Below are 24,609 nucleotides of genomic sequence, written 5' to 3'. Positions count from 1 at the left end.
GTTACAGTTAGTAGAATATAGCGTTCATATGTTAAAAGTATCTTTCAGTTGTCTCCAAGTTGTAAATTCTATAAAAACCAATTCGTTCGTTGTTACAGGGAAGATTGATAACGACCTGTACCGATTCAATTTCTAATATTACTATAGAAAAGAAAAGCAAAGAACAGTATCCAACAACAAATACTGTTCTTTGCTTTACATTTCAAGATTATGCTTATTTAAGATCGAAACGATCTGCATTCATTACCTTCACCCATGCAGCAATGAAGTCACGCACAAACTTTTCTTTGTTATCGTCTTGCGCATAAACTTCTGCAATGGCACGCAGAACAGAGTTTGAACCGAACACGAGGTCAACAGCAGTCGCTGTACGCACGACTTCACCGGTTTTGCGATCACGTCCTTCAAATACGCCTCCGTCTACAGGCTTCCACTGTATGCCCATGTCTAGCAAGTTAACGAAGAAGTCGTTCGTCAGTGTGCCTACTCGATCCGTGAATACACCGTGTTGTGTGCCACCGTGATTTGTACCGATAACACGCATACCGCCAACGAGTGCAGTCATTTCTGGAGCAGTAAGGTTTAGTAGCTGTGCCTTGTCTATCAGAAGCTCCGCAGGACTTACACGATACTGCTTCTTCTGATAGTTCCGGAAACCATCAGCGATTGGCTCTAGCACGGCAAAGCTTTCTTCATCTGTCTGCTCTTGTGTTGCATCGCCACGTCCAGGAGCAAAAGGAACCGTTACATCAAAGCCAGCATCTTGTGCGGCTTTTTCTACTGCGGCACTGCCGCCGAGTACAATCAAATCGGCCATGCTGACTTTTTTACCAAAGTCCTCTTGAATGACTCCCAGGATCGTAAGCACCTTTTCAAGTTTTTTCGGCTCATTCACTTCCCACTCCTTCTGTGGAGCAAGACGGATGCGAGCACCATTGGCGCCACCACGCATATCCGAGCCACGGAAGGTACAAGCGGAAGCCCAAGCTGTTGTTACCAGCTCGCTGACGGTAAGGCCCGAATCTAAGATACGTGTTTTCAGTTCTGCTATATCTGCATCTGTTAATTCATAATCAGCAACGGGTACAGGATCTTGCCAGATAAAATCTTCTGCTGGAACTTCAGGGCCTAGATATCTTGAGCGTGGCCCCATGTCGCGGTGTGTGAGTTTGAACCATGCACTTGCAAATGCATCTGCAAACTCCTCTGGATTCTCATAGTAACGACGAGAAATCTTTTCGTATGCTGGATCCATACGCAATGCCATATCCGCAGTGGTCATCATCGTTGGAACGCGAACGGATGCATCTTCTGCATCTGGTGCAAGATGCTCCTCAGCAGGATTTACAGCAACCCACTGGTGTGCACCTGCAGGGCTCTTGGTCAGCTCCCACTCATAGCCGAACAATAGTTCAAAGAAACCATTATCCCATTGTGTCGGATTCGCAGTCCAGGCACCTTCAATACCGCTGCTGATGGCATCGCGACCTTTACCGGAACCGTGTGTGCTCTGCCATCCTAAGCCCATTGCTTCCAAAGGAGCAGCTTCCGGCTCTGGGCCAACAAGAGCAGCATCTCCTGCGCCATGAGCCTTACCAAACGTATGGCCACCTGCCACGAGTGCAACGGTTTCTTCATCGTTCATTCCCATGCGCTTGAAGGTTTCGCGAATGTCGCGAGCACTCGCAAGCGGATCTGGATTGCCGTTCGGACCTTCCGGGTTCACATAAATCAGACCCATCTGAACAGCAGCAAGCGGATTCTCGAGCTCACGATCACCAGAGTAACGCTTATCCCCTAGCCATTCCTTTTCAGCACCCCAGTAAATATCTTCTTCTGGATGCCAAACGTCTGCGCGCCCGCCTCCAAAACCGATTGTCTTACCGCCCATGGATTCAATAGCAGCATTACCTGCTAGAATGTACAAGTCTGCCCAAGAGATCTTGTTGCCATATTTTTGCTTGATCGGCCATAGCAGTCGACGAGCTTTATCAAGGTTGGCATTGTCTGGCCAGCTGTTAAGTGGAGCAAAACGCTGTGTGCCGGTTCCAGCACCACCACGGCCGTCTCCTGTACGATATGTACCAGCGGAGTGCCAAGCCATGCGGATAAATAATGGCCCATAATGTCCGTAGTCGGCAGGCCACCAATCTTGGCTGTTTGTCATTAGATCATAAAGATCCTGCTTGAGAGCCTGGTAGTCCAGCTTTTTGAACTCTTCTGCATAATTGAAGTCTTCGCCCATCGGATTAGATTTTCTGTCATGCTGATGCAGAATGTTCAAGTTCAACTGGTTGGGCCACCAGTGTTTGTTCGATGTAGCACTAGGGTTGTGATTCGTAGTGCTACCGTGCGAAAACGGGCACTTTCCAGTGTTAGCAGTTGCCATAGAGTCCATTTGTCCCTCTCCCGTCATTTAAATTAAGTATTAAATAATAATACTTCTAATTAATTTATATAGCAGCTAGGAAGAGAAATCAATATCTTTTTTCTTTTTTCATCGTAAGGATTATTGACAGTCGCGGTTGGCATCGCATGAATACGATAAAATATATGAACTCTTTCATTTTCAATTTTATGCTGATTCTAACGTATGCATGGACCACGTGGATTATGTTTTTGTCACCAGCTCGTTAGCCGCTTTTCCCGGTGATTACGGCTTGTCATCACAAAAAGCCCACTTTTCTCCCCTAACGGAATGTGTGGGCCTTTTTTGCGTAACTGGCTTACTTGATTGTTATTTGAAATTCCGAGCCCGGCGCACCGGCAAATACGATTGCTCCGCTCTTCGGCAAAGTCACTTTGTTGTTGCCGCTGACGATGGAATAGTTGAGAGGGTATTTTCCTTCCTCCTCATATACTGCGAAAGACCCTTCCTTTGGTAGCTTGACCGTCATCGTTTTGCCTGCTGCCTCTGCCGGGATGGTAAACCATTGGGCATGCCCTTGCGCTGGCACCGAGACCTTTGCGTGATTTCTAGCGTGGATCGGTTTTACATCCGCCTCGCTGACAAGTAAGTACGCATTTAGCTTCAAATATTCGATTCCGTTTTCCGAGTAGAACTGGGCTTCTGTCGTATCCCGACCTGCCAAACCTGGGATCTGGATTTGACTCGTCGCCGTGTTCGGACCTGTAATCTTTTTGTCCTGCCAATAACCCGGCAGACCGTCTGCGATGCTCATTTCGATCATCGGTTTCTCAAAGAAATAAGAATCGGAGGTGCTTTTCTCGTTCACGAGATAGTACTTCCTGCCTTCCCGTTTCGCCCAAGCTTCGGCGGTCTCTTTGGGCAGCACATTGGCTTCCAGCTTTTCCGCTGCATACTCTGACATGGCTAGCTGCCCTAATCCCGGTAATGACTCGTAGCTTCTCTTCCACAAATACGTGCGCCCGTTCTTTTCCGTGACGAAGCTGACCTTGGAGGTTCCGTTCTCGTTGATAAAGCTTCCATCTGAAGAATAGAAATACTTCGTCTCCGTATCGCCTGACATGGACAACACTCCGTCCTCGTTGATCTCTACCCGGAACTGCAAATCATTGCTGGCGTAGTAGCCTGCTTGATTCAGTAAATCGTGGGGTATCTTGGTCTTTACGGGCTTGCCGAATGATTTTTCCGGCTTAATGTTCTTAATTTCGCCCTTTTCCTTAAGGGATTGCAGAAGCAATTCACTTGCCAGCAGTTGATTCGTGCCACTGTTACCACCGGATGACAGCACGGCAGCTGCCATCTTTTTCTCGGGAAGCACGACAAGAGAAGCAGCATACACAGACAAGTCTCCGCCCTTGGCCAAGCCTTTTATTCCGTAATCATGGAACGGGTATAGCTTTACACTGTCCCAACCCAGACCGTAATTGTTGCTATCATCCGAATCCTCTGGCCAAATGCCTTTCTTGTATTCCTCCTGTTCCATCGCCCGAACCGATTTTTCAGAAAGAATGTGGTTTGCCTGTCCCATAAATAGTTGCGAGAATCGCACCAGATCTTCTGCTGTGGAATAAATGCCCCCCTCAGCGATCACAGGAACAAAACTATTCGGAAGCTGACTTGGATAATCCGAGATATATAACCCGGCAAGCTTGCTGTCTTTCAAATCGTCCTGCGGTGTTTTCGTATATTTCATCTGCAATGGTACTGTGATCGCTTGATGAATAAAAGCGGTAAAGCTCATTCCACTGACTCTCTCAACGAGAATCTCGGCAAGCGAAAAGCTGCTATTGGAATACACCGAAAATGCTCCAGGGTCCGCCTTCAAGGTTTGCTCGGACAACGTCTGCAAAAGTGTATCATGGGCATAGGTGTCATTATCCTCGAATAAGACATCGTTCACAGATCCAGTTCCTCGCAGTCCGGAGGAGTGGTTCAACAGCATGCGTGGAGTAATGCGCTTATAACGTTCATCCTTCATCTTGAAATCGGTTATGTACTGGACGACCGGAGTATCCAGATCAATTTTCCCCTCGTCTACCAATTTCATGACGGCTGCCGCCCCAAATACTTTGCTGACCGAACCGATCCCGTACATCGTATCCTTGGTCAGTGGCTTATCGTTCTTGCCGATCTGGCCAGATACAGTGATTTTTCCATTATCAATAAGCGCATACTGAACGCTAAACGTTTCGGTGGAGTCGATAAGCAACGCAGCCTTCTCAACAGCGATTTTCGCCAATCCTTGGCTAAGAACCGCAGGGGTGACGCTTGCAGCTGTTGCTCCGTTTGGTGCGATCATAGTCAACGCAAGTGTAGCGGATAGCACCCAAGACTGCTTTTTCTTCATGATAGTGTCCTCCTGCAAATATGAGTCATGACATCGTAAGCTCAGTCAGTAGAGTCGGGAGAAATCACTTCCCATTTTCCAAACAGCGCGAAACCCGCTGCTTTCGCCAATCCCGTAGACGTATGGTTATCGAGTTGGCATCGGTACTGCGGCTCGTATCCCTGACTATAGGCGTATTTGGAGATGGAGCGCACCACTTTTCGGGCGTGACCTTTTCCTCTAAAGGACGTCAACGTCAGTACGCCAAGATCTGCAATTTGCGCATCCTCTTCCCATGGATACATACTGGCAGCGCTGACCAGGCGATTTTGCTCAAAAGAGCCGAACACTGCCCAGTGATCCAATTCCACATAAGCGTCATCCAAATCTTGTTCCGATGCGGAGGATGCGAATTCGGAGAAAACCGCCTCATCTTGCTCGGTTAACCGGCGCAAGTCACCTTCGGAGTCTTCTTGCAGCAATACATTCTTATCGGCTTTTGAAAAATAAAAAAGATAATCTGCGCCATGCAGAGTGACCCCCGCTTCATTCAATTTCTGGCGAAAGATCGACTCAGTTAAGGATTGTTGGTGAGAGATGCCTATCTTATCAGCCAGCGCAGGTGTTAAGACCGCCAGCACACGTCCGTCGGTGGTTTCCAGCACCATGACCCGGCTATCCTCGTCAAGTGCTGGGTTTATGGTAACAGTAAAAGATTCATTGCGATAGAGGACGTCACCGTTTAAAAATTGCTCCCGCCAAAAGTCAGTGATCGTTTGTGAAAATACAGGCGTACTGCCTACTTGATCTGTCATTATGGTCACTTCCCTTTACGTCAGACTTATGTCTAACACATTCTATAGCTTGACATAGTGTTAAGGTCAACAGCAAAACACGATTTCCTCACTATCCCGAACATTCACTGAGCACGATTCGAGTGACTTGCAATCGGAATGCATATTTCCGTGATGTATTCCGATTGGTTATCTATTTCTCTACCGTCTTTATAATATCGTTCTACTGTTGGTCCTATGATGGAATAGTGATTCTGCTTCGCCCATTTCATGAGCGCTATGTATGCATTGCCAATACTGTCATAGCTACCAATAAAAATCGTGCTCATAAATAAGCCACCTTCTATTATTCTGGTATGATACGCTCCCTGATTGTATTCTACGTTTACCGGTAGACAAACTTCGATATCTGAATCGTCCGGATCATAATCGGAATAGGATTGATGAAAGATCGTCATATGTGTACCGGTTGAAACCAAATCGTTGCTTGAAGCAATCACTTCGTAGAGTTCATTGATCATTTGATCGATGGCTTCTTCATTGGTTCGTTTTCTTTGACATAATGCTAAAAACTCGCTGCGATGTCCGAGTAAAATATCGAAGCTTCGAATAGATCCATATATGTTATCTTTGCCCGACATTGTCCTGATTTGTCTTTCCAGCTCCATCATTAAATAATGATGTTCTGTTGTAGACTGTTGCAGGATATCGATCCTGTGTTGAAGCGCCTGTAAGGTGTATTCCACATCATTTTTACATAGGAGGTACTTGATCTCTTCTAATGAGAAGCCATATCTTCTGAATTGTTTTATCATCGAAATTTTAAACATTTCCTCATCGCTGTAATACCTGTATCCGTTTTGTTCTATATAGCTGGGCTTTAACAATCCAATCTTGTCATAGTGACGTAACATCCTAGAAGATATCTTGCTTAACTTCGCAAATTCACCAATCGTATAAATAAAATCACCTTCATTCTCGAGAAGATAAACAAGTCCGTGGAGCCAATGTCAATCAGCTGGCAAAAAAAGAAGCCCCGGCAGCAATACTGTCGTGACCTCATAATTATTGCGCAGAACGATGATTCCCCATCATTTCCTTATTACTAGCTGAATGACATGGGCTAATCCAGTGTGCGCCTTTCCTGCCTTACGCTCTTGTTCGCCATAGAAGAAATGGATCACCTCATGACCTTCGCACCAAGCAAGGATATCTTTTGGTTCATATAGCATTTCACGTTCTGGAGGGCCGCCCGTACCATACTTTAATTGTTCCTCGGAGAATACCTCAAGCATGAGAATTCCTTTTGGCTTTAACGCCTTTTTCATTTTGTTAAGAACTGTGGCCTGAGCGTCTTTATAAAAATGTCCATATACCATGATGGCAGCGTCATACTCTTCTCGCGGGACATCTTCCTCCAACAGGTCAATTTTTTGGGTATGTACGTGAACGCCATGCTTCTGAGCCAGTTTTCTCGTTTTTTGCAATCCGCTTTCCGCATAGTCAATGGCTGTCACATCAAGATTTCTTTTTGCTAAAAAGACGGCATTTCGGCCTTCACCCTCAGCAAACGCAATAACTTTTTGACATTGTTCGAGGCGGAAGGCTTGTTGTTGAATGAATACGTTCGGTTCTTCTCCGTAATAATATTCTTCTGAATGATAACGTTCATTCCAAATATTTTCCATATTCACTGTCCTCCTCTGGTAAAAATTTTTCCAGGCGCAATTATTTTCGCTGACTATCATGGAGTTATTATATCCATAATATCTTTTTAATGGGTGTGTGTCAACTGGTGCTGTGCCGATTTACCGCGGTCATGTATGGTTTATTTACTTTGGTTGCTGTTGCGTTACGCAGTGAATCATGCCACCATACGCATACAACTTTCTTACATCTATGCCGACGATTCTTCTGCCTGGGAACTGTCCTTCCAAGATTTGCAGACCCAACCTGTCATGTTCATCACCATATATTGGAACCAATACCACTTCGTTACCTATATAAAAATTTAAATAGGAGCCTTTAGAGCCAGCTTCTTTCACTACTCTTTTGGTAACCGGCACTGGTATGAGTTGAAATGGCTTTCCGTCCGTATTTCTTGCTTGTCGTAATTCCTGATAATGCTTTTCGTACGTCTCCAAAAGATATGCTTCACTTTCGTCAAAAGGATCATATTCATAGAGGATGGTATTTGAATTAACAAAACGTGCTGACCCATCGATATGGAAATCCGTTACTTCATCATGGTTATCCTCTCCACGAAGACCGGTGATCCAGATAAAATTCGTTACACCCAGATACGTGGTTAGCTCACTTTCGATTTCTTCTTGACGAAGCGCTGGGTTGCGATTGTCATTCAGTATGGAGGATTTTGCTGCCAACAAAGTACCTGATCCATTTACTTCGATTCCCCCGCCTTCCAGACAAACGCTCGTTCTAACGAGTGGGCTACTACCATTCTCGCTGATTTTGATGGGAACCTTAGCGTCGTTTTCAAATGGATATTTATTTCCCCAACCATTGAAATTCCAATGGGTTAGACAAAGATCCCCTTTACCATCTTTTACAAAAATCGGACCATGATCTCGAATCCAAACGTCATCGGTTTCTTGTATCAAGAAATCTATTTTATCCATATTCACTTTTGCTTCATTCAACTTCGTTTGAACATGCTTTTTTTCGTTTTCATTACACACAACAATGTGCACATTTTCTCCATAGTGAAGCTCCCTTGCGATCGTTACCCAAATATCATCGAGTTTCGCTCTGTATCTTTCGCCTTTATCGGTTCCATTATGAGGCCATTGGAGCCACGTTCCCTCATGTTTTTCCCATTCTGCTGGCATATAAAAGACATTGTTTTCTCTACTTCCCACCAAGTTTCACTCCCTCTTACGAAAGTAAAACTCATCATAAACCTTCACAATGTGTCAAGGTCAAGGACAGATCTTTGAACGTACCTCATTGCCCAGCGGCAAATTTCGTGGGAGCATGGAAGAACTTCCATCTTTTTAGAGTTACATGGTGAAGAGATTAAAATGACTCATGACAAAGGGCGAATCGTCTCTACTAGACATCCGCCCTTTGCCTCGCTTTGCTTCAGCGTTGAGTCCACTCGCCATCAAGCTCTTTGCTCATACAACTTAACGATTTCGATGATGGTGTTGACAGCGTGCAACATGTTGTCAACGGAAACATACTCGAACCGCCCGTGGTAGTTTTCCCCGCCTGTGAAAATATTCGGTGTTGGCAACCCCATGTAGGATAGCTGGGAGCCATCGGTACCACCGCGAATCGGCTGAATACTCGGCACGATTCCGAGGTTTTCGAGCGCTTGTATAGCGATTTCCACTACTTCCATTACAGGCTCAATCTTTTCCCGCATGTTGAAGTATTCATCTTTGATTTCCAGCTCGATACGCTTGTCTCCGTATTTTTTCTGTAACTCTTCTACGATACGAGCCAACTCAGACTTTCTCTCCTGAAAACGATTACGATCGTGATCCCGGATCAGATAACGAAGCTGAGTTTGCTCGACGTCTCCTTGAATGGAAGACAGATGATAGAAGCCTTCGTAGCCTTCCGTCTCCTCAGGAGTTTCATCAGCCGGCAGCTTTCCATGCAGTTCCATGGCTATTTTAGCAGCGTTGACCATTTTACCTTTGGCTGAGCCTGGGTGAACGTTCTTTCCTTTGCAGGTAATGATGGCGGATGCAGCATTAAAGCTCTCGTACTCGATCCCGCCAAGAGGACCGCCATCCATCGTATAGGCATATACTGCATCGAAGGCGGACACATCAAACTTGTCTGGGCCTCTGCCGATTTCTTCATCCGGGGTGAAAGCCACCCTTACTTTCCCGTGCTTCAGTTCTGGATGGCGAATCAGATAAGCCATAGCGGTCATGATTTCGGCAATACCAGCTTTATCATCAGCGCCAAGTAATGTGGTACCGTCTGTCGTGATTAACGTGTGGCCTTTGTAGCCAGCCAGCTCTGGAAAATCACGCGGCGAAAGGACAATATCCAATTCTTCATTTAAAACAATGTCTTGTCCGTTATAGTTTTCGATGACTTGTGGCTTCACGCCAGCGCCGGTAAAATCGGTGGCCGTATCCATATGAGCAAGAAAACCGATTGTTGGAATTTCTTTGTCTGTATTGGACGGTAGGGTTGCCATTACATATCCGTTCGAATCCATCGTAACTTCCTGCATGCCAATGGCTTCCAGCTCATCTACGAGCATTTGGGCAAGCACTAGCTGCCCTTGTGTAGAGGGACAAGTTTCGCTGTTCTCATCCGATTGTGTATCAACTTGCGCGTAAGAGATGAATCTATTTATGATTTCCGTTTTCATGGTCTTATCTCAACTCCAATACAAGTAGTCAAACCTATTGAAGAAAGAGGCAATCTCGTGACAAATTCTACCACGATCCCTGGCGATTCTTCAATCCATACCCCAAGCATCCCAGCCTTCTCCCATTCTCAGCGTCTCGTACACCTTTTTACGGTGAAATATGTTCGATGATAACGCCTCTTTTAACTTAAGTTTGAAGCATATTTCTCGCGGATTTCCTTCACGCGTTCCCAAGAAAACTGACGAAACATTTTCACCATTCTACCAAAATTATCAGTAGTAGTTTTTTTGCATTTAGAGTAAGATAAATTTGAATTATAGTAATTATTTTACTTTTATGGATTTAACTACTACACTAGTTTGCTAGGATGGTTTTTGTCTTAATTAGAGGAGATGAAAAAATGAACAGACGGTTAATTGAGGAAGAGCTTTCAGCTTATACGGTTGATCCCCTCGCGTTTCTTACAGAAAAGGCAAGACAAACCGATGTGATTCGATTACATCAAAAAAGCGGAAAAAATATGTATTTTTTGCTTCATCCCGATGACATCAAGGAAGTTTTAGTTACTCAACATCATCTTTTCGTTAAAGGACGTGGTGCACGGTTAGTTAAAATTATGCTGCTCGGGGACGGCATTATAACCACTGACGGAGATCAACATCGGAAAGCAAGGACAATGATAAGTCCTCATTTTCGAGCGAGTGATATTGCTAGCTATGTCAAGATTATGGTTCGTGAAACCAATGCAATGCTAGATCATTGGGGTAACGGTGGGATGATAAATATTAATCATGAGATGGCCAGGCTTGTACTTCGCATCACAAATCGGTCTCTTTTCGGATATGAAATTGAACAAGATATAGAACCATTCATTAATGGAATATGGAAAATCAGCGAGCTCATGCGGCACCAAAACACACCCTCCCTTTCAGTCAAAAATCCTAGAAATATTATTAGAGAGCTAGACAAAATTGTTTATGGCATGATGGAAAAGTATCGCTCTAATCCAAAACAGTCCGAACATACCCTACTCGCCACATTGATGGAGTCTGGTATGTCCGATGAAGCTATCCGTGATCAAATCATGTCTATGACAGCAGCAAGTTTTGAAACTACAGCGGCCGCTCTGACATGGACGTTATATTTACTCTGTCAGCATCCCGAATGCATAGAGAACATCGTGCAGGAAGCAAAAACCTACGAAGGTGGGGATCGGTCACCAGATATCCATACCTTAAATGGATTGATGTATACATCTGCCGTTATCAAAGAATCTTTGAGACTGTACCCCCCCTCTTGGGCACTTACTAGGGAAGCTACAGAAGATGTGAACATCCATGGCGTTATGTACCCACAGGCAAGTGATATCTATATACCTCAATACATACTTCACCGTGATGAGCGTTATTTTGAGAAACCAAATCAATTTCTTCCAGAACGGTTTCTCCCTGGCTCTCCAGCCCCATCACCTTCTGTTTATTTCCCGTTCGGTATTGGTCCTCGAAGTTGTATAGGTATGAATTTTGCCATCATGGAAATTAGTACTGTCCTTTCGCTGCTTCTCAGTCGCTTTACTTTACACATTCCCGAAGACCAGCCCCCCCTTACACCACAGATCGGTTTCTCCATGACTCCGAGTAACCTATATGTACAAGCCAAAAGACAACATCCGATATTTGTATGATCATGCAGTTCGTTGAAAGTATAGTTTTATACTAGAAAATAAATCGGTGATGGACCTCATGGAACATCACTTTTTTGATGGGACAAAAAAGAAGCTAGAGAAAAACGAAACAGTTTTCCCTAGCTTCTTTACTATTTCGGGACTTTTTAGTCACCCCTTTATTACGAGACCTTATGTCTTCCGAACGTAGTTGACCAAAAGGATATAGTCAAACAATTTACGCAGGTATGGCAAATCTATTTCCGGATATTCAAAATTCAGCTTTTTCAGATACGCGATCGTGAATGTCGATTGCTGGATAATCCTTGGGTACTGCTGATCTGCCGTTTCCTCACTCTTGTCATGCAACATCCTGACCCCAAAATTTCCTGATGCTCTATCGCCTCTCAGTGTTTGCTCAATGTATCGCTCCAAGTCTTCCGCAGCCATTACCCTAATGGAAAATCCACTCGCTTGGAAAGCATCATACAAGCGTTGCCCCAATACATAGCGATGGTTATATATATGAAACGTTTTTCCTTCTGTTTCCGTTTGTATGATGGATACAATGGCCTCTGCGCAAATATCAACGGGTGTAAACTCCACAGGCTGACTCAACATTTCCGAAGACATAATACCTGTTTCCATTATCAACTTCAGATTCATATAGAACATGTTTTCCTCGATATTCTCTTGGAAGACGCCGTCCGAAAATCTCCCTGTTAAATTCCCCACACGATAAACAGAACCTCTTAATCCTTTCTTCAGATTGTCGTAGATCAATTTCTCCGCCTCAAACTTAGATCGGATGTACACATTATCCTTATAATTTTGACCAACGTAGAAATCGTTTTCTGTGAAAGTAACAACACCTTGAGAATCTCCTAGGACAGTAGTGCCAGATACACTCATTGTGGAGACATGATGAAGCGGAATCTGATTATATAAGCAGAAATCCACCATATTCTGTACGCTAAGTACATTCGATTTATCAAAATCTTCTTCGAATCCAAAATGTTTGACCAGTGCTGCCGTATTGATAACCGTATCTATTGTGTCTCCCAGCCGTAGGAGCTCTTCTAGCTCAATCCCTAAACCACTGTCGGAAATATCACCAGCATACACACGAATCCGCTCAAACCAGGCTTGCAACTGTACCTCACTTGTAGACTTGTAATAAAACCGCATTTTATCCTTTAATCGGTTAAAGACCATCGTTCGATTCCTACCGCGAATAATACAATGGATTGAGGCATCTGTTTTGGTAAGAAGCTCGTAGAGCACATGAATTCCAAGAAAACCGGTCGCCCCTAGTAGCAAAACCTCTCCTAGCGTACGTCTTAGGACTTTGGACTGTGTCACCTGATGTAATTCTCCACGAAGATCAATCCATTCGATTTGCGTATCATTTATCCCCGCTCTCCCAATTGATTTTCCGTCAATTTTCGCTGCGATTTCCTCTATTGTATGGAAATCGTAGAAATCCTTGATATTCAGATTCCAATTCAGTAAATAGGACTTGGTCAACAAATTTAGAATCATCAAGGAATGACCACCAAGTTCAAAAAAATTACTGTAAATACCAATTTGTTCTTCAGGGATTCCTAGCACCTCAGAAAATAGACCTATCAACCGAGCTTGCGTCTGCGTAGTCGCAGCAACTGGTACGTCTGTATCTTTCATCATATCCGCCGGTTTAGGCAACAATTTACGATCCACTTTCCCATTTGGAGTGAGAGGAAAACGCTCCAGCTTCATAATATAGGACGGAAGCATATACTGCGGTAACTGTTTGGACAGCTCGACTCTCAGTTCATGAACCGTTCGTTTTTGATCACCTGTGAAATAGGCGCATAAATAGGCTTGTCCCGCTTCGTCTTCTCTGGATATCGCCACTGCTTCGAGAACCCCATCTATCCCCAGCAGCTTCTCTTCTACCTCGCCAAGTTCAATCCGATATCCCCGAATTTTCACTTGTTGGTCGATCCTTCCTACATATTCAAGACTACCATCCGGTAGCCATCTAGCGAGATCACCAGAACGGTACATTCTCTCTCCAGGTACAAATGGATTTTCTACAAACTTTTCCAACGTCAACGCGGGGCTCCCCAGATACCCGCGAGCTAAGCCGACCCCAGCGATGCACAGTTCTCCCACAACACCAACAGGCTGCAAATGTCTGAAAGCATCCAAAATATAGACCTGATGATTTGAAATCGGGCGGCCGATCGAAATCTTGCTACTTCCAGTCGGATCCAATACTACTGACCCAATCGTAGTTGCGATTGAATCTTCCGTCGGTCCATACGCATTGAAGTACATCAGATGTGGGCTCCACTTTGACACCAATTGTGGAGAAGATGCAGAACCTGCCGTTATTAATACCCTTAATTGAGGCATCTGCTTTGGATCTAAATAAGTCGCATATGATGGTGGTAATGTCGCGATGGAAATGCGATGCTCCGCCATATACCTTTCAAATAGTTGAAAGTTAAGGATTGTGGCATTTGTGGGAATAAATAAAGTCGCCCCACAAAATAGCGCCTGAAAAATTTCCCAAACAGCAGCGTCAAAGGACAGGCTGGCGAACTGTATCACGTTGTCATGCTCACGGATGGAGAGCTTTTGATCAAACAATGCTTTTAGGTTGCATACGCCTCGATGTTCAAGCATAACTCCTTTCGGCTTCCCGGTTGTTCCTGAAGTATAAATCACATACGCAAGATGATTTATTTCTGCCACCTGAACTAAGTTCGAACCGTCTTCTCCGTCCCCACTTTCTTCGCCAAGTGTTATCCTATCGCCGTCAAAGACAACCCGATCCTTCAGGTGGTTTTGCAACAGCAAATGCTTTGCTCCTGAATCTGCCAGCATATAATTTATCCGTTCTTCTGGATAATTCGGATCGATCGGTACAAAGGCGCCTCCAGCTTTCAATATCGCCAGCACACCCACAATCATTTCCATTGACCGTTCAACCATGAGTCCGACCAAGTGATCCGGCTTGACTCCTTTTGATCGAAGTTTCCGGGCCAATCTGTTCGACTTCTCGTTCAGCTCGCGGTAGGTGAGGTGCTTGTCTTCATACACCACTGCAGTCAAATCTGGCGTTCGCTCTACCTGACCCTCGAACAAACCGTGTATCGTCGTTTTGCGAGGATATTCACATACCTGAGAATTAAATTCTTCTCTGATCTTACGCTTATCCTTCTCTGCAAGAAGCTCCAATTCAGGTAGGCGAATGTATGGATTCTCCATGATTTGCGCAAGGAGATACATCCAATGCTTCTGTATCGAGACTACATCTGATTCATTGTACACACTAGCATTGTAGCCAAAGCAAACCTCGATATCCTCAGATGGTACAATAATCACATTAAAGTCATAGTTTGTTTGTTCTGCTGACTTTATGTTACGAAGGGCAAAAGGCGCTCCTCCGTCGTTACCAAACTGCTGTAACTGCTTGTCCATCGGATAATTTTCGAAGACCATCAAATGCTTGATCAAGTCCTGCCTCTGGTCGCTAAGGGTTTGAATTTCATAGAGCGGGTATGTGTCATAAGCAAATGAGGCCAAAGCCTGCTCTTGTGTCTTTCTCATAACATCTGCAAAAGAATCTGTTTCCTCGGCTCTGATTCGTACCGGAATGGTATTGATTAAGAGGCCAATGATGCTCTCCACGCCCCTCAACTCCGCCGGTCTACCGGATACGACACTTCCAAAAATGACATCCGGATGGTTGTTATATTTCTGAAGCAGAATCCCCCATGCCGTTTGTATTAATGTATGTAGTGTCACCTCGTGCTTACTTGCCATCTCTTGTAATTGTTTGCTCCACTCTTTGCCTAGATTAAATCTCACTTGTTTAGAAACGTAGCCATCTGCCCCGCTAGAAGTTAAGCCAAAGGGGAGCTCTGTGTTATATTCGAATCCTGCCAAATACTCGCGCCAGTAATCAACAGCTGCTTTCTCATCCTGCTGATCCAACCACGCAATATATCTACTAAATGAAACGGCTTCGACATCCCGCGGCAGCTCATTTCTCATCAAAATGGAATACGTGTCGAATATTTCATTCAACATCAAAGACAAACTCCAGCCATCCATGATGATATGATGCGTATTCCAGATCATCTGGTATACTTGTTCTTCCTTACGTAGAACGAAAACCCGCAAAAGCGTATCTGCACCTAGGTCGAAGCCTCTAGCTTTTTCCTCTATGAGCAGATTGGAGATAAAATGCTCCTGATGGTCCTTCTCCATTGCTGTCAAATCCCGGTACAAAAACTCGCTTTGTCTTTTTTTGAATACTACCTGCTGATATTCTCCATTTCCTCCGAGGAGAAAGTTGGTGCGAAGCGCCTCGTGTCTTTGAATGAAGCAGTCAAGACTTCGCTTAAAATGGTCGATATCCAACGCCCCGTGAAAATCAAATGACAATTCACTAAAATAAGTGGAAGGTTCCAATATGCTTTGAAAAAGGATCCCCTTTTGCATCGGCGTGAGCGCATACACATTCTCAAGCTGGCCACGAGGAGAAATTCTATCCGCCAATAAGTCTAACTCCTCAATAGTCATTCCCTTCATACCAATATCGCTAGGAGTCAACTCCGGTTTTTCTTTCCCCACACAATGACTTACAACTGCTTGGAGACTTTCTTTCAGTAGCACAGCAAAACTCTCTATCTCTTCCCTATCGTATCGTATCGTGTTGTAACTGATAACAAATGAAAGTATGCCGTTTGACACCACTCCGTTGATATCGATCAAGTACGTACTGTAGGAACGAGGGCTAACAAGGCTTCCACTTGAATAAGGAGATTGCTGGAAAATGCTATTATGTTGGTTTTGATCGAATTGACCCAGATAGTTAAAGCTGATTTCTGGCGCGAATTCTAACTCGTCGCCGTGGTGGAATGGATTCAGGTATTTCTCAATGCCGAAGCCCATTCCTTTATGTGGAATTTGGCGAAGCTGTTCTTTTACATACTTGATTTGCATGCCAATGGAGAGATCTTCCCTTATCTCCAAAGAAACAGGAAACTCGCTTGTGAACCAACCCACGGTACGGGAAATATCAAGATCTACAGGAATACCTTCCCGGCCATGACTCTCCAAGTTAATTAGCACATGTTTCATACCCGTCCAATGGTGAATCGCCAAGCCTAGTGTCGTCAGGAGAAGATCGTTCACTTCCGTATTGTATGCCCGGTGCGTCAGCTTTAAGAGCTGTTCTGTTTCCGCGTTGTTCAACAGAACGATTACGTTTTCAATGTCTTTGGCCACTGGCATCTCTTGGGTGTTTTTTGCTAGCAAGCATTCCTGCTGGAACCTGCCAACCTGCCTCCAGTACTCCCGATCACTCTGGAATAAAGGACTTTGCGAGAAGAGGGACAACTGTTCTGTCCAATCCCGGAAGGAATCCGTTTTTTTCGGCAAACAAATAGTATCACCAGCAAGAGATTGCTCATAACCTGTTGCCAAATCATCAAGCAGGATCCTCCATGAAATCCCGTCCACCACGAAATGATGGATGACAATAAGCAGATGGTCTCCGTCCACGCAACGGAACAAACCACCCTTCACTAACGGACCGTTTTTTAGGCAAATACTACTTTGGGTCTCGTTAGCATGAATCTCTATATATTGTGCTGGATTGTTCATATTCCTAAGATCAAATACCTCTAAACTAAATAGTTCACCTTCCTGAACGCCCCGTATCCAAGCTTCTACGCCAGCTTCTGATTCCCGTAGTACCATTCGCAGCGCATCGTGATGTACGACGATCTTTTCCATTGCTTCGCGGAGTGAACCTTCGTCCCACCCCTGTTTCCGAAATAGCATGACTGCTTGGTTAAAATGATGTCGATCAACAGTCCATACTTGATTAAACCAATGTTGAATCGGTGTAAGTTTACTTGGTCCCTCCACCGTTCCTTGTTCCGCTACTCTGCCAACAGGAACGATAAAGGCGCTTATTTTGGCGATAGTCGTATATTTAAATAAATCTTTTACGTTTAGCCTGTATCCCGCTTGATACAGCCTGGAAGCAACCTGAATCGATTTAATCGAGTCGCCCCCTAGTTCAAAAAAATGATCTCTGATCCCGATCTTTTCGACGCCTAGAACACTCTGCCATATCGATACGAGAACGCTTTCCACCGTATTTCTTGGAGATTCATACGAACTTTCGGTCATTCGCCTCTCTGAAGGTGCAGGAAGGGCTTTACGATCAACTTTCCCATTCGGAGTCAGTGGTAGCTGGGGTAGCTGTACAAAGTGTGTCGGTATCATGTATACGGGCAGTTTTTCCAAGAGAGCATCCCTAAGTTCGTTACTAGTATAAGGCCGATCTCCAACAAAATAGGCGCACAGCCTCTTCTGCTCGTATTCATCACGTGTGATAGCAATAGCACGTTTTATACCCACTATGCTCAATAGCTGTGATTCAATTTCACCCAACTCGATCCGGTAACCGTTGAATTTAATCTGGTCGTCTAACCGTCCCAAATATTCGACATTCCCGTCAGGCAACCATCTTGCCAAATCTCCTGTCCTGTATATTTTTCCGTTTAGCTGGTAAGGATTGTCCACAAATTTTTGAGACGTTTTTACTAAATCGTTGTAATACCCCCGACCTACGCAGTCACCGCCTATATATAACTCTCCAACAACACCGATAGGCTGAGGTGCTAACTCCGCATTTAGAATGTACAGATGAACCGACGGCAAAGCTTTGCCAATTGGTACACGCATAAGTGGCTTGAATGTCGACTGTTCAAAATAGCAAGCATCGATACACGTCTCAGTCACTCCATAACTGTTAAGAATTCTCATATGTGTACCGTACCGTTTGAACAATTTGAGATATTCTTCTACAGGAAAATGATCTGCTCCTATAACCAGTAACTGAAGACTATCGATGTCTAAGCGATTTTCATAAACATAATCCATAAATGGGATGACTATTGCTGGTGTTGTATCCCACGCTTGAATGTTATGCTTCCGAAACAATTCATACATTTCTGCTGGATTGAGCCTCGCATAGCTGGAGCAAAGGATTAGTTCACCACCAAATAAGAGAGCACGCATCCAGTCGCCGGTAAAGACATCGAATGAAAAGCTTGCCGTTTGTAGCCACCTAATAGCCGCATTCTCCAATTGATACGCTTGATTCCATGCACTTGCCATCACCATCATTTGCTGATGTTCAATCATGACTCCCTTTGGTCGTCCGGTCGTTCCTGAAGTGTATATGACATAGCCCAGATTTGCCGGCGTATGGATCGACACGAGGTTCGTGCTCTCTTCAGCATAAGACACCGGTTCATCTAGCATGATCCATCTGCCTGCAAAGAAAGCCTTCTCCTTCAAGTGGGTTTGTGAAAGGAGCACTTCAACCTGTGAGTCCTCTAGCATAAACTCAATTCGCTCCGCAGGATATCCGGGATCTATTGGCACAAAGGCTCCTCCTGATTTGAGGACTGCTAAAATACCAATAATCATCTCCAGCGAACGTTCCGCAAGTATACCTACTAACTGATCTGGTTGCACACATTGAGTCCGTAATGTGTGAGCCAGCCGATTGGCCTTTTCATTAAGCTCCTTGTAAGTAATCCGTTCCTCTTCGAACCACACCGCAATCTGTTCAGGCGTTCGTACTACCTGCTCCTCAAACAAGATGTTGATCGTCTTCTCCCGTGAATAATTGGCATATTCAGGACTGCTAAATTCATGAAGAATCTTTGTCTCTTCCTCTGGTGTTATCATTCGGATGTGAGCAAGCTTTGTTGAAGGATCTTCCACAATGGATCTGATTAATTGACTATAGTGCTTAGCCATTCGCTCGATCGTATCTGGATCGAACAAGGCAGTAGCATATTCAAAACTGCACTCCAACCCGTTCTCGCATTCAGTTACGTCAAGACTCAAATCAAATTTTGATATCGAATAATCGCTAGGGTACCGTTTCAACAGTAAACCATCCATTTGCACATCCAGATTTATCTCATTATGCAAAGTAAACAACGTATCAAACACTGGGTTACGGCTGACATCCCGCTGAAGTTGCAGTCTATCTACCAACTGATCAAACGGATAGTCTTGATGTTCGAAAGCCCCTAGCGTCGTTTGTCTAACTTCTTCGAGAAAAGATAGAAATGATTGATCACCCCTCGGGTAGCTTCGGATAGCGAGGGTGTTCACAAACATGCCCATCAGAGGATAAAGGTCCTCATGGGATCTACCCGCAATGGGCGTACCCACAATGATATCTTCCTGCCCCGTATATTTGTGAAGCATGAGAGTATAGACCGCGAGTAGTACCATGAACAATGTCGTTCCGGTATCTTCCGAGAGTTGCCGAATTCCCTCTCTCGTCTGAGCATCGATCACAAATCGGAAAGTTTGCCCGTTGTAAGTTTGAATAGACGGTCGTGAATAATCCAAAGGCAACTCTAGATTCGGGAGATCTCCGCTTAGCACATCCAGCCAATATGCCTCTTGCCGTTTCATGATATCCTGCAAGTTCGATTGCTGCCACACGGCGTAGTCTTTGTACTGAATCCGTAGTTCAGGCAACTTTGTCCCATTATATAAGTGAACAAGATCCCTCAGTAGGATCGAAATGGAAACCCCATCCGCTATGATGTGATGCATATCAATAAATAGAAGATGGCGGTCACTCTTTGTTTGAATGAGCCAAACCCTCAAGAGCGGTGCCTTCTTAAGATCAAATGGACAAATGAATGACCTGAACAGTCTCGTTGTTTCCTCCTCACACGCTATATGATAGTCCAAAGCAAAGTCCACTTCCCGATATATTCGTTGCGAAGGTTCCCCTTCTACCATCTCAAAGCCGGTTCGCAGGGTTTCATGACGTGAGATTAAATCGCGGAATGCAGTCTCCAGACGGAATCGACATAGCAATCCCTCAATCAACAGTATGCCGGGCATGTTGTAAATAAGTTTTCCATCTTCCAAGTGGTTCAATATATACATACGTTTTTGAGCGGAAGACAATGGGTACGACTCCCTGTCTTCGATTACGGGAATGGCAGTATAGACGACTTTCTCTTTGCCTCTAATGACTTGAGCCATTTGCTCGATGGTTTGGTTCTGAAAAACTTCTCGCAAACTAAGGTTAATATGCAACTCTTTATGAAGCTTGGTCACCAGGGTAGCAGCCCTTAGTGAATGGCCCCCTATATCAAAAAAATTGTCCTCAATACTGATGTTTTGTATTTGTAGTACATCCTGCCATACCTCATGAAGTTTTTGTTCCAGTGCATTTCGTGGACCTACGCCCTCCTCTTCAGTAAGCATGCTTGTTTCCGGGGCAGGCAGTGCTTTTGAGTCGACCTTCCCGTTTGCAGTGAGTGGCAATCGCTCCATACGTATGTAGCAGGAAGGGACCATATATCCAGGTAGTTCTTTAGAAAGAATCGTTCTTAGTTGGCGAGGCGTCCAGTGTCCATCGTCAACGAAATATGCACAAAGTTGTACCTGACCATAAACATCTTTCCAGGGTACTACCACTGTTTCCTTTATGGATTCAATATTCAGAAGATGTGTTTCCACTTCTCCAAGCTCAACGCGAAATCCACGGATTTTAACCTGACTGTCCATTCGTCCTAAATATTCAATATTCCCATCTGGCAACCACCTCGCTAGGTCGCCTGTCCGATACATTCTTTTTCCCGGATCAAATGGATTAGTAATGAATTTCTCTGCTGTCATGTCAGGAAGATTAACATAGCTACGAGCAAGTCCTACGCCGCTAATGCATAATTCACCGGATACGCCGATTGGTTGCAAGTCAAAATCCGGACTTATGATATATATCCCGGTATTCCAAATGGGACGTCCTATAGATGGAATACTAGGGACATTGCCGGATTTCGGGTGAATAGCAAGTGCAGTAACTACATGCGTTTCCGACGGACCATAATGATTATGTAGGATTACTTCATTTTCTTGTAAAAATGATCTCAGATCTGGATTAATAACCAATTGTTCGCCCGCGACAATGAGGTGACGCAACCTGCCTTTAAACAACGCTTTTAATAAATCTATTTCTGAAGCCACATATTTTAGATAGGCTGTAGGAAAATATACGACTTCTAGTTCATTCTCTGCAATAAACTGAACGACTGCTTCGGGATTCCCCTTTTGCTCCTCTGGTATTACATGTAGCTCGGCGCCACATAATAACGCACTGAAAATTTCTTGATAGCAGACATCGAAGTTAATGGAAGCAAACTGGAGTATCTTGGGGTAAGAAAGATCCGTCATCATTTCGGTCTGTTGCCATTGAATTAGATTTGTTATTGTACCGTGTTCAATAATAATCCCTTTCGGCGTTCCGGTGGAGCCAGAAGTGTATATAATATATAGAGGCCCGGGATCTTTTCTAGATCGTAGCACTTGAGAAGATGACATACCTGTTGCAGAAGTGAGTGCTTGATCTATGGAAAGTACCGTTTGTTCACCATATGGTTCCTCTAACATAGAGCCATCTGTGAGTATAAGAATTGGACGGCTGTCATTAAGCATGTATCGAATTCGTTCCTGAGGATAATCGGGATCAAGAGGCAGAATGACCGCTCCCGTTTTCACTATCGCCAGGATACTTAGTAAATAGAGGTCTGAACGAACCATCATGACCCCTACAACACTCTCCTCTCCGACTCCCTTCGCTTGTAGGAATCGGGCCAATTGATTCGTTTTCCTATCCAACTCCTCATAGGTTAGCGATCTTTCTTTGAATACAATAGCTATGTTATCGGGTGTCAAAGAAGCTTGCTCTGCAAACATCTCATGAACACTCTTTTTCTTCAATTCTTTCTCTGTATCGTTGAAGTCTTCCAGAAGCACCTTTCTTTCTGACTGGTCCAACAGTTGTAATTCCTTCAATCTGATGTTTTTCTTGTCGAGAATTTCACTAATAATACACTTCAATCTCCAATAAATGAGATCGATTTCCTCATCGCTGAATTGGTCCGTTTTATAATCGATATACAGGGTAAGCTTATGTTCATTCCCTTCACGTATGCTTACCTGAAGTGGTTCGATTTGCTGTCCAGTGAAATGCCATTCTGAAATAACAGGTACTCCATTGATTTTATGAAAAGACTTGGAATTCAAAAAATTCAAAGTAACATCATGTAGACTTTCAAGATTACCGTGCTTTGTTTGCAATAGGGGAAACAATAAATCAAAAGGATATTTTTGATGAATATAAGAACGTTTAGTCTCTTGGTGGACATAAGTCATCAGTTCGGAAATGGTTACGTTAGGGGAACTCTTCAGTCTAAGTGGTAGGGTAGATGTACACATGCCAAAAAGCGCTCGCTCTTCTTTTCCCGATCTGTTGTATACAGGAGTACCTAAAACAATATCTTCAATATTATAAATTTTATGCAGATAGACATACATGACTGAAGTAAAGAAAGTATTGTACGATTTTTGATTGTCACTAATAAAGTTTCGAATAGATGCAGATTGTTCATCTGTAAACAGATACGTTTTCCGATTGGCTTTTATCTGCTTACTATCAGTCATTGCTCTTTCTGGTAAATCCGCATATTTTTCCAGCCAAAAATTTTCATTTTTGATAAACCTATCTGAAGAATCTATGTATGCAGCCTCTTTTTCCAAATAGTCGATATAGGAGAATGTGTGATTATGAAATGTATCTAGTAAAGACGATTGTAAAGATAGGTCTCCCTTTGCTTGATAGTAATCCCAAATGAAATTAACAAATAATGCATTTGACCATCCATCTGAAATGATATGGTGTATTTTAAAAATAAAACCTTGTCTATCCTCTATTTTGAAAAAATAAATTGCGAACAACGGAGTATCAAGCATGTTGAGTTGAAAATTTTCCTTCGCTAACAATCTTCGGTCAAATTCCTCCCAGGGATTTTCGTACATATTAAAATAAATGGTTTCAATATGAATGGGATCAAAGTCAGAAAAATACTGTTTGATTTCTCCATCAACAGCAGATAACCTCAGCCGGATACTTTCATGCTTTCGCATAAAAAGAGTAATGGCTTCTTCAAGGACTTCAAAGTTAATATCTTGTTGAACATAAGAGCTTATCGTTTGCAAATTTATGCTGGTGTCAGGATACATATTTTCGATATACCAGATTCTTTTTTGTGCATGAGATAATCTGTAAAACTGATCGGGATTTTCGCTTCTCATTTTTTCCTCCACCTATTCTTTTTTGTGTATAGACAGAGTAAAGTAACCTACTTTTTTCTGCCCCATGTGAGGAGATACTATCACTTGCTTAACTACAGCATTTCCGCATGGCAATCAACCGTACAGTGAGTAGTAGGAACATGTTTCGCATTCCTCATTTCTCCCAGCCGATATTTCCAGAACATTTCCACACAGCGTTGAAACTTTTGTTGATGCATCATTATACTTGCAGCGTATCGTTTCGGTGATATTTTCAGCAATTTGCCCCCATCAACTGATACTAAGCATCCCCAAAAGAGGATGCTTAGTATCACTGTTTATCCACCAACACCATGCTCATATTGTATTACGGTGTCTTTAGGGATTGAATCTTGTCCATTCGTAACGATGCTACCCAGTCCCAAAACGAGAATAATTGATAACAAAAATGCCCTCATCGCTTCGTGCCCCCTCCATAATTCTCTTGCAATTCCGAGCATCGAACCAGATAGGTAACGACTCGTGATCGTGTCACCCTCCCCTCGACAAAGTATTCCGATACGTACCGCTCATATAGCCATCCAGAAGTGCGCCCAGATGGCCAATTGTCTTAGCCCGGTAGGGAATTCGATTTAGCCAGAAACACCCAACTTACAGTATTTTACAGCATTCGTGAATTGCATGTAAATATTTTCCTCCTCATATGGTATTGTCGGCATCCTTGAAGCAACCTACTACTATCGGAAGAACAAGGCCTCTCAAGAACCCTGTATTTGTCATGGAGGGCGACCAATACCTGGTTATTATCGTCTTATTGCTTCCTGGGACCCCGATATATCTGAGTTCTA

9 protein-coding genes are annotated in these 24,609 nt (G+C 43.8%); 1 reads left to right on the top strand and 8 read right to left on the bottom strand.

Features of this window, described 5'->3' with window-relative positions; translation table 11 throughout:
- Positions 1-214: 214 nt before the first annotated feature.
- From katG to pepT, 7 genes are all read right to left on the bottom strand, one after another.
- Positions 215-2,398, bottom strand: a complete 2,184-nt coding sequence (katG, locus tag FB479_RS13835; RefSeq protein ID WP_142065658.1) for a catalase/peroxidase HPI — start codon at positions 2,396-2,398, stop codon at positions 215-217.
- A gap of 328 nt (positions 2,399-2,726) precedes the next feature.
- On the bottom strand, positions 2,727-4,775 hold the full coding sequence (locus FB479_RS13830; protein ID WP_142065657.1) for a serine hydrolase domain-containing protein: 2,049 nt from the start codon (positions 4,773-4,775) through the stop codon (positions 2,727-2,729).
- Positions 4,776-4,816: 41 nt separating this feature from the next.
- Positions 4,817-5,569, bottom strand: a complete 753-nt coding sequence (locus FB479_RS13825; protein ID WP_142065656.1) for a GNAT family N-acetyltransferase — start codon at positions 5,567-5,569, stop codon at positions 4,817-4,819.
- 104 nt (positions 5,570-5,673) lie between these two features.
- The gene (locus FB479_RS13820; protein WP_255438396.1) at positions 5,674-6,501 is read right to left on the bottom strand and encodes a MerR family transcriptional regulator; all 828 of its coding nucleotides are present in this window, start codon (positions 6,499-6,501) and stop codon (positions 5,674-5,676) included.
- 138 nt (positions 6,502-6,639) lie between these two features.
- The gene (locus FB479_RS13815; RefSeq protein WP_142065654.1) at positions 6,640-7,236 is read right to left on the bottom strand and encodes a class I SAM-dependent methyltransferase; all 597 of its coding nucleotides are present in this window, start codon (positions 7,234-7,236) and stop codon (positions 6,640-6,642) included.
- Between the two features lie 144 nt (positions 7,237-7,380).
- Positions 7,381-8,397 (bottom strand): agmatine deiminase family protein, encoded by a 1,017-nt coding sequence (locus FB479_RS13810; RefSeq protein WP_370511686.1) that lies wholly within the window; start codon positions 8,395-8,397, stop codon positions 7,381-7,383.
- Positions 8,398-8,672: 275 nt separating this feature from the next.
- Positions 8,673-9,905: a peptidase T gene (gene pepT, locus FB479_RS13805; RefSeq protein WP_142065652.1), complete on the bottom strand. Its 1,233-nt coding sequence runs from the start codon at positions 9,903-9,905 to the stop codon at positions 8,673-8,675.
- A 401-nt stretch (positions 9,906-10,306) separates the two neighbouring features.
- On the opposite strand from pepT, the gene FB479_RS13800 reads away from it, so the two are divergent.
- A complete protein-coding gene (locus FB479_RS13800; RefSeq protein WP_185746365.1) occupies positions 10,307-11,590 on the top strand; it encodes a cytochrome P450 in 1,284 nt (427 codons plus the stop codon).
- 171 nt (positions 11,591-11,761) lie between these two features.
- On the opposite strand, the gene FB479_RS13795 is transcribed toward FB479_RS13800, so the two are convergent.
- Positions 11,762-23,782, bottom strand: coding sequence for a non-ribosomal peptide synthetase (locus tag FB479_RS13795; protein ID WP_142065650.1), 12,021 nt, complete (start codon positions 23,780-23,782; stop codon positions 11,762-11,764).
- Between the last annotated feature and the right edge of the window lie 827 nt (positions 23,783-24,609).

It is taken from the genome of Brevibacillus sp. AG162 (genome assembly GCF_006715575.1).
Classification (GTDB): Bacteria; Bacillota; Bacilli; order Brevibacillales; family Brevibacillaceae; genus Brevibacillus; species Brevibacillus brevis.
Note: the sequence above shows the minus strand (reverse complement) of the source record. Positions and strands in the feature narration are given on the sequence as shown.

Excerpts from the sequence above, each read along its gene's own strand:
- katG (WP_142065658.1), bottom strand. The coding sequence starts at position 2,398 with ATGGACTCTATGGCAACTGCTAACACTGGAAAGTGCCCGTTTTCGCAC.
- FB479_RS13810 (WP_370511686.1), bottom strand. The coding sequence starts at position 8,397 with ATGCCAGCAGAATGGGAAAAACATGAGGGAACGTGGCTCCAATGGCCT.
- pepT (WP_142065652.1), bottom strand. The coding sequence starts at position 9,905 with ATGAAAACGGAAATCATAAATAGATTCATCTCTTACGCGCAAGTTGAT.
- FB479_RS13795 (WP_142065650.1), bottom strand. The coding sequence starts at position 23,782 with ATGAGAAGCGAAAATCCCGATCAGTTTTACAGATTATCTCATGCACAA.
- FB479_RS13825 (WP_142065656.1), bottom strand. The coding sequence starts at position 5,569 with ATGACAGATCAAGTAGGCAGTACGCCTGTATTTTCACAAACGATCACT.
- FB479_RS13800 (WP_185746365.1), top strand. The coding sequence starts at position 10,307 with ATGAACAGACGGTTAATTGAGGAAGAGCTTTCAGCTTATACGGTTGAT.
- FB479_RS13830 (WP_142065657.1), bottom strand. The coding sequence starts at position 4,775 with ATGAAGAAAAAGCAGTCTTGGGTGCTATCCGCTACACTTGCGTTGACT.
- FB479_RS13815 (WP_142065654.1), bottom strand. The coding sequence starts at position 7,236 with ATGGAAAATATTTGGAATGAACGTTATCATTCAGAAGAATATTATTAC.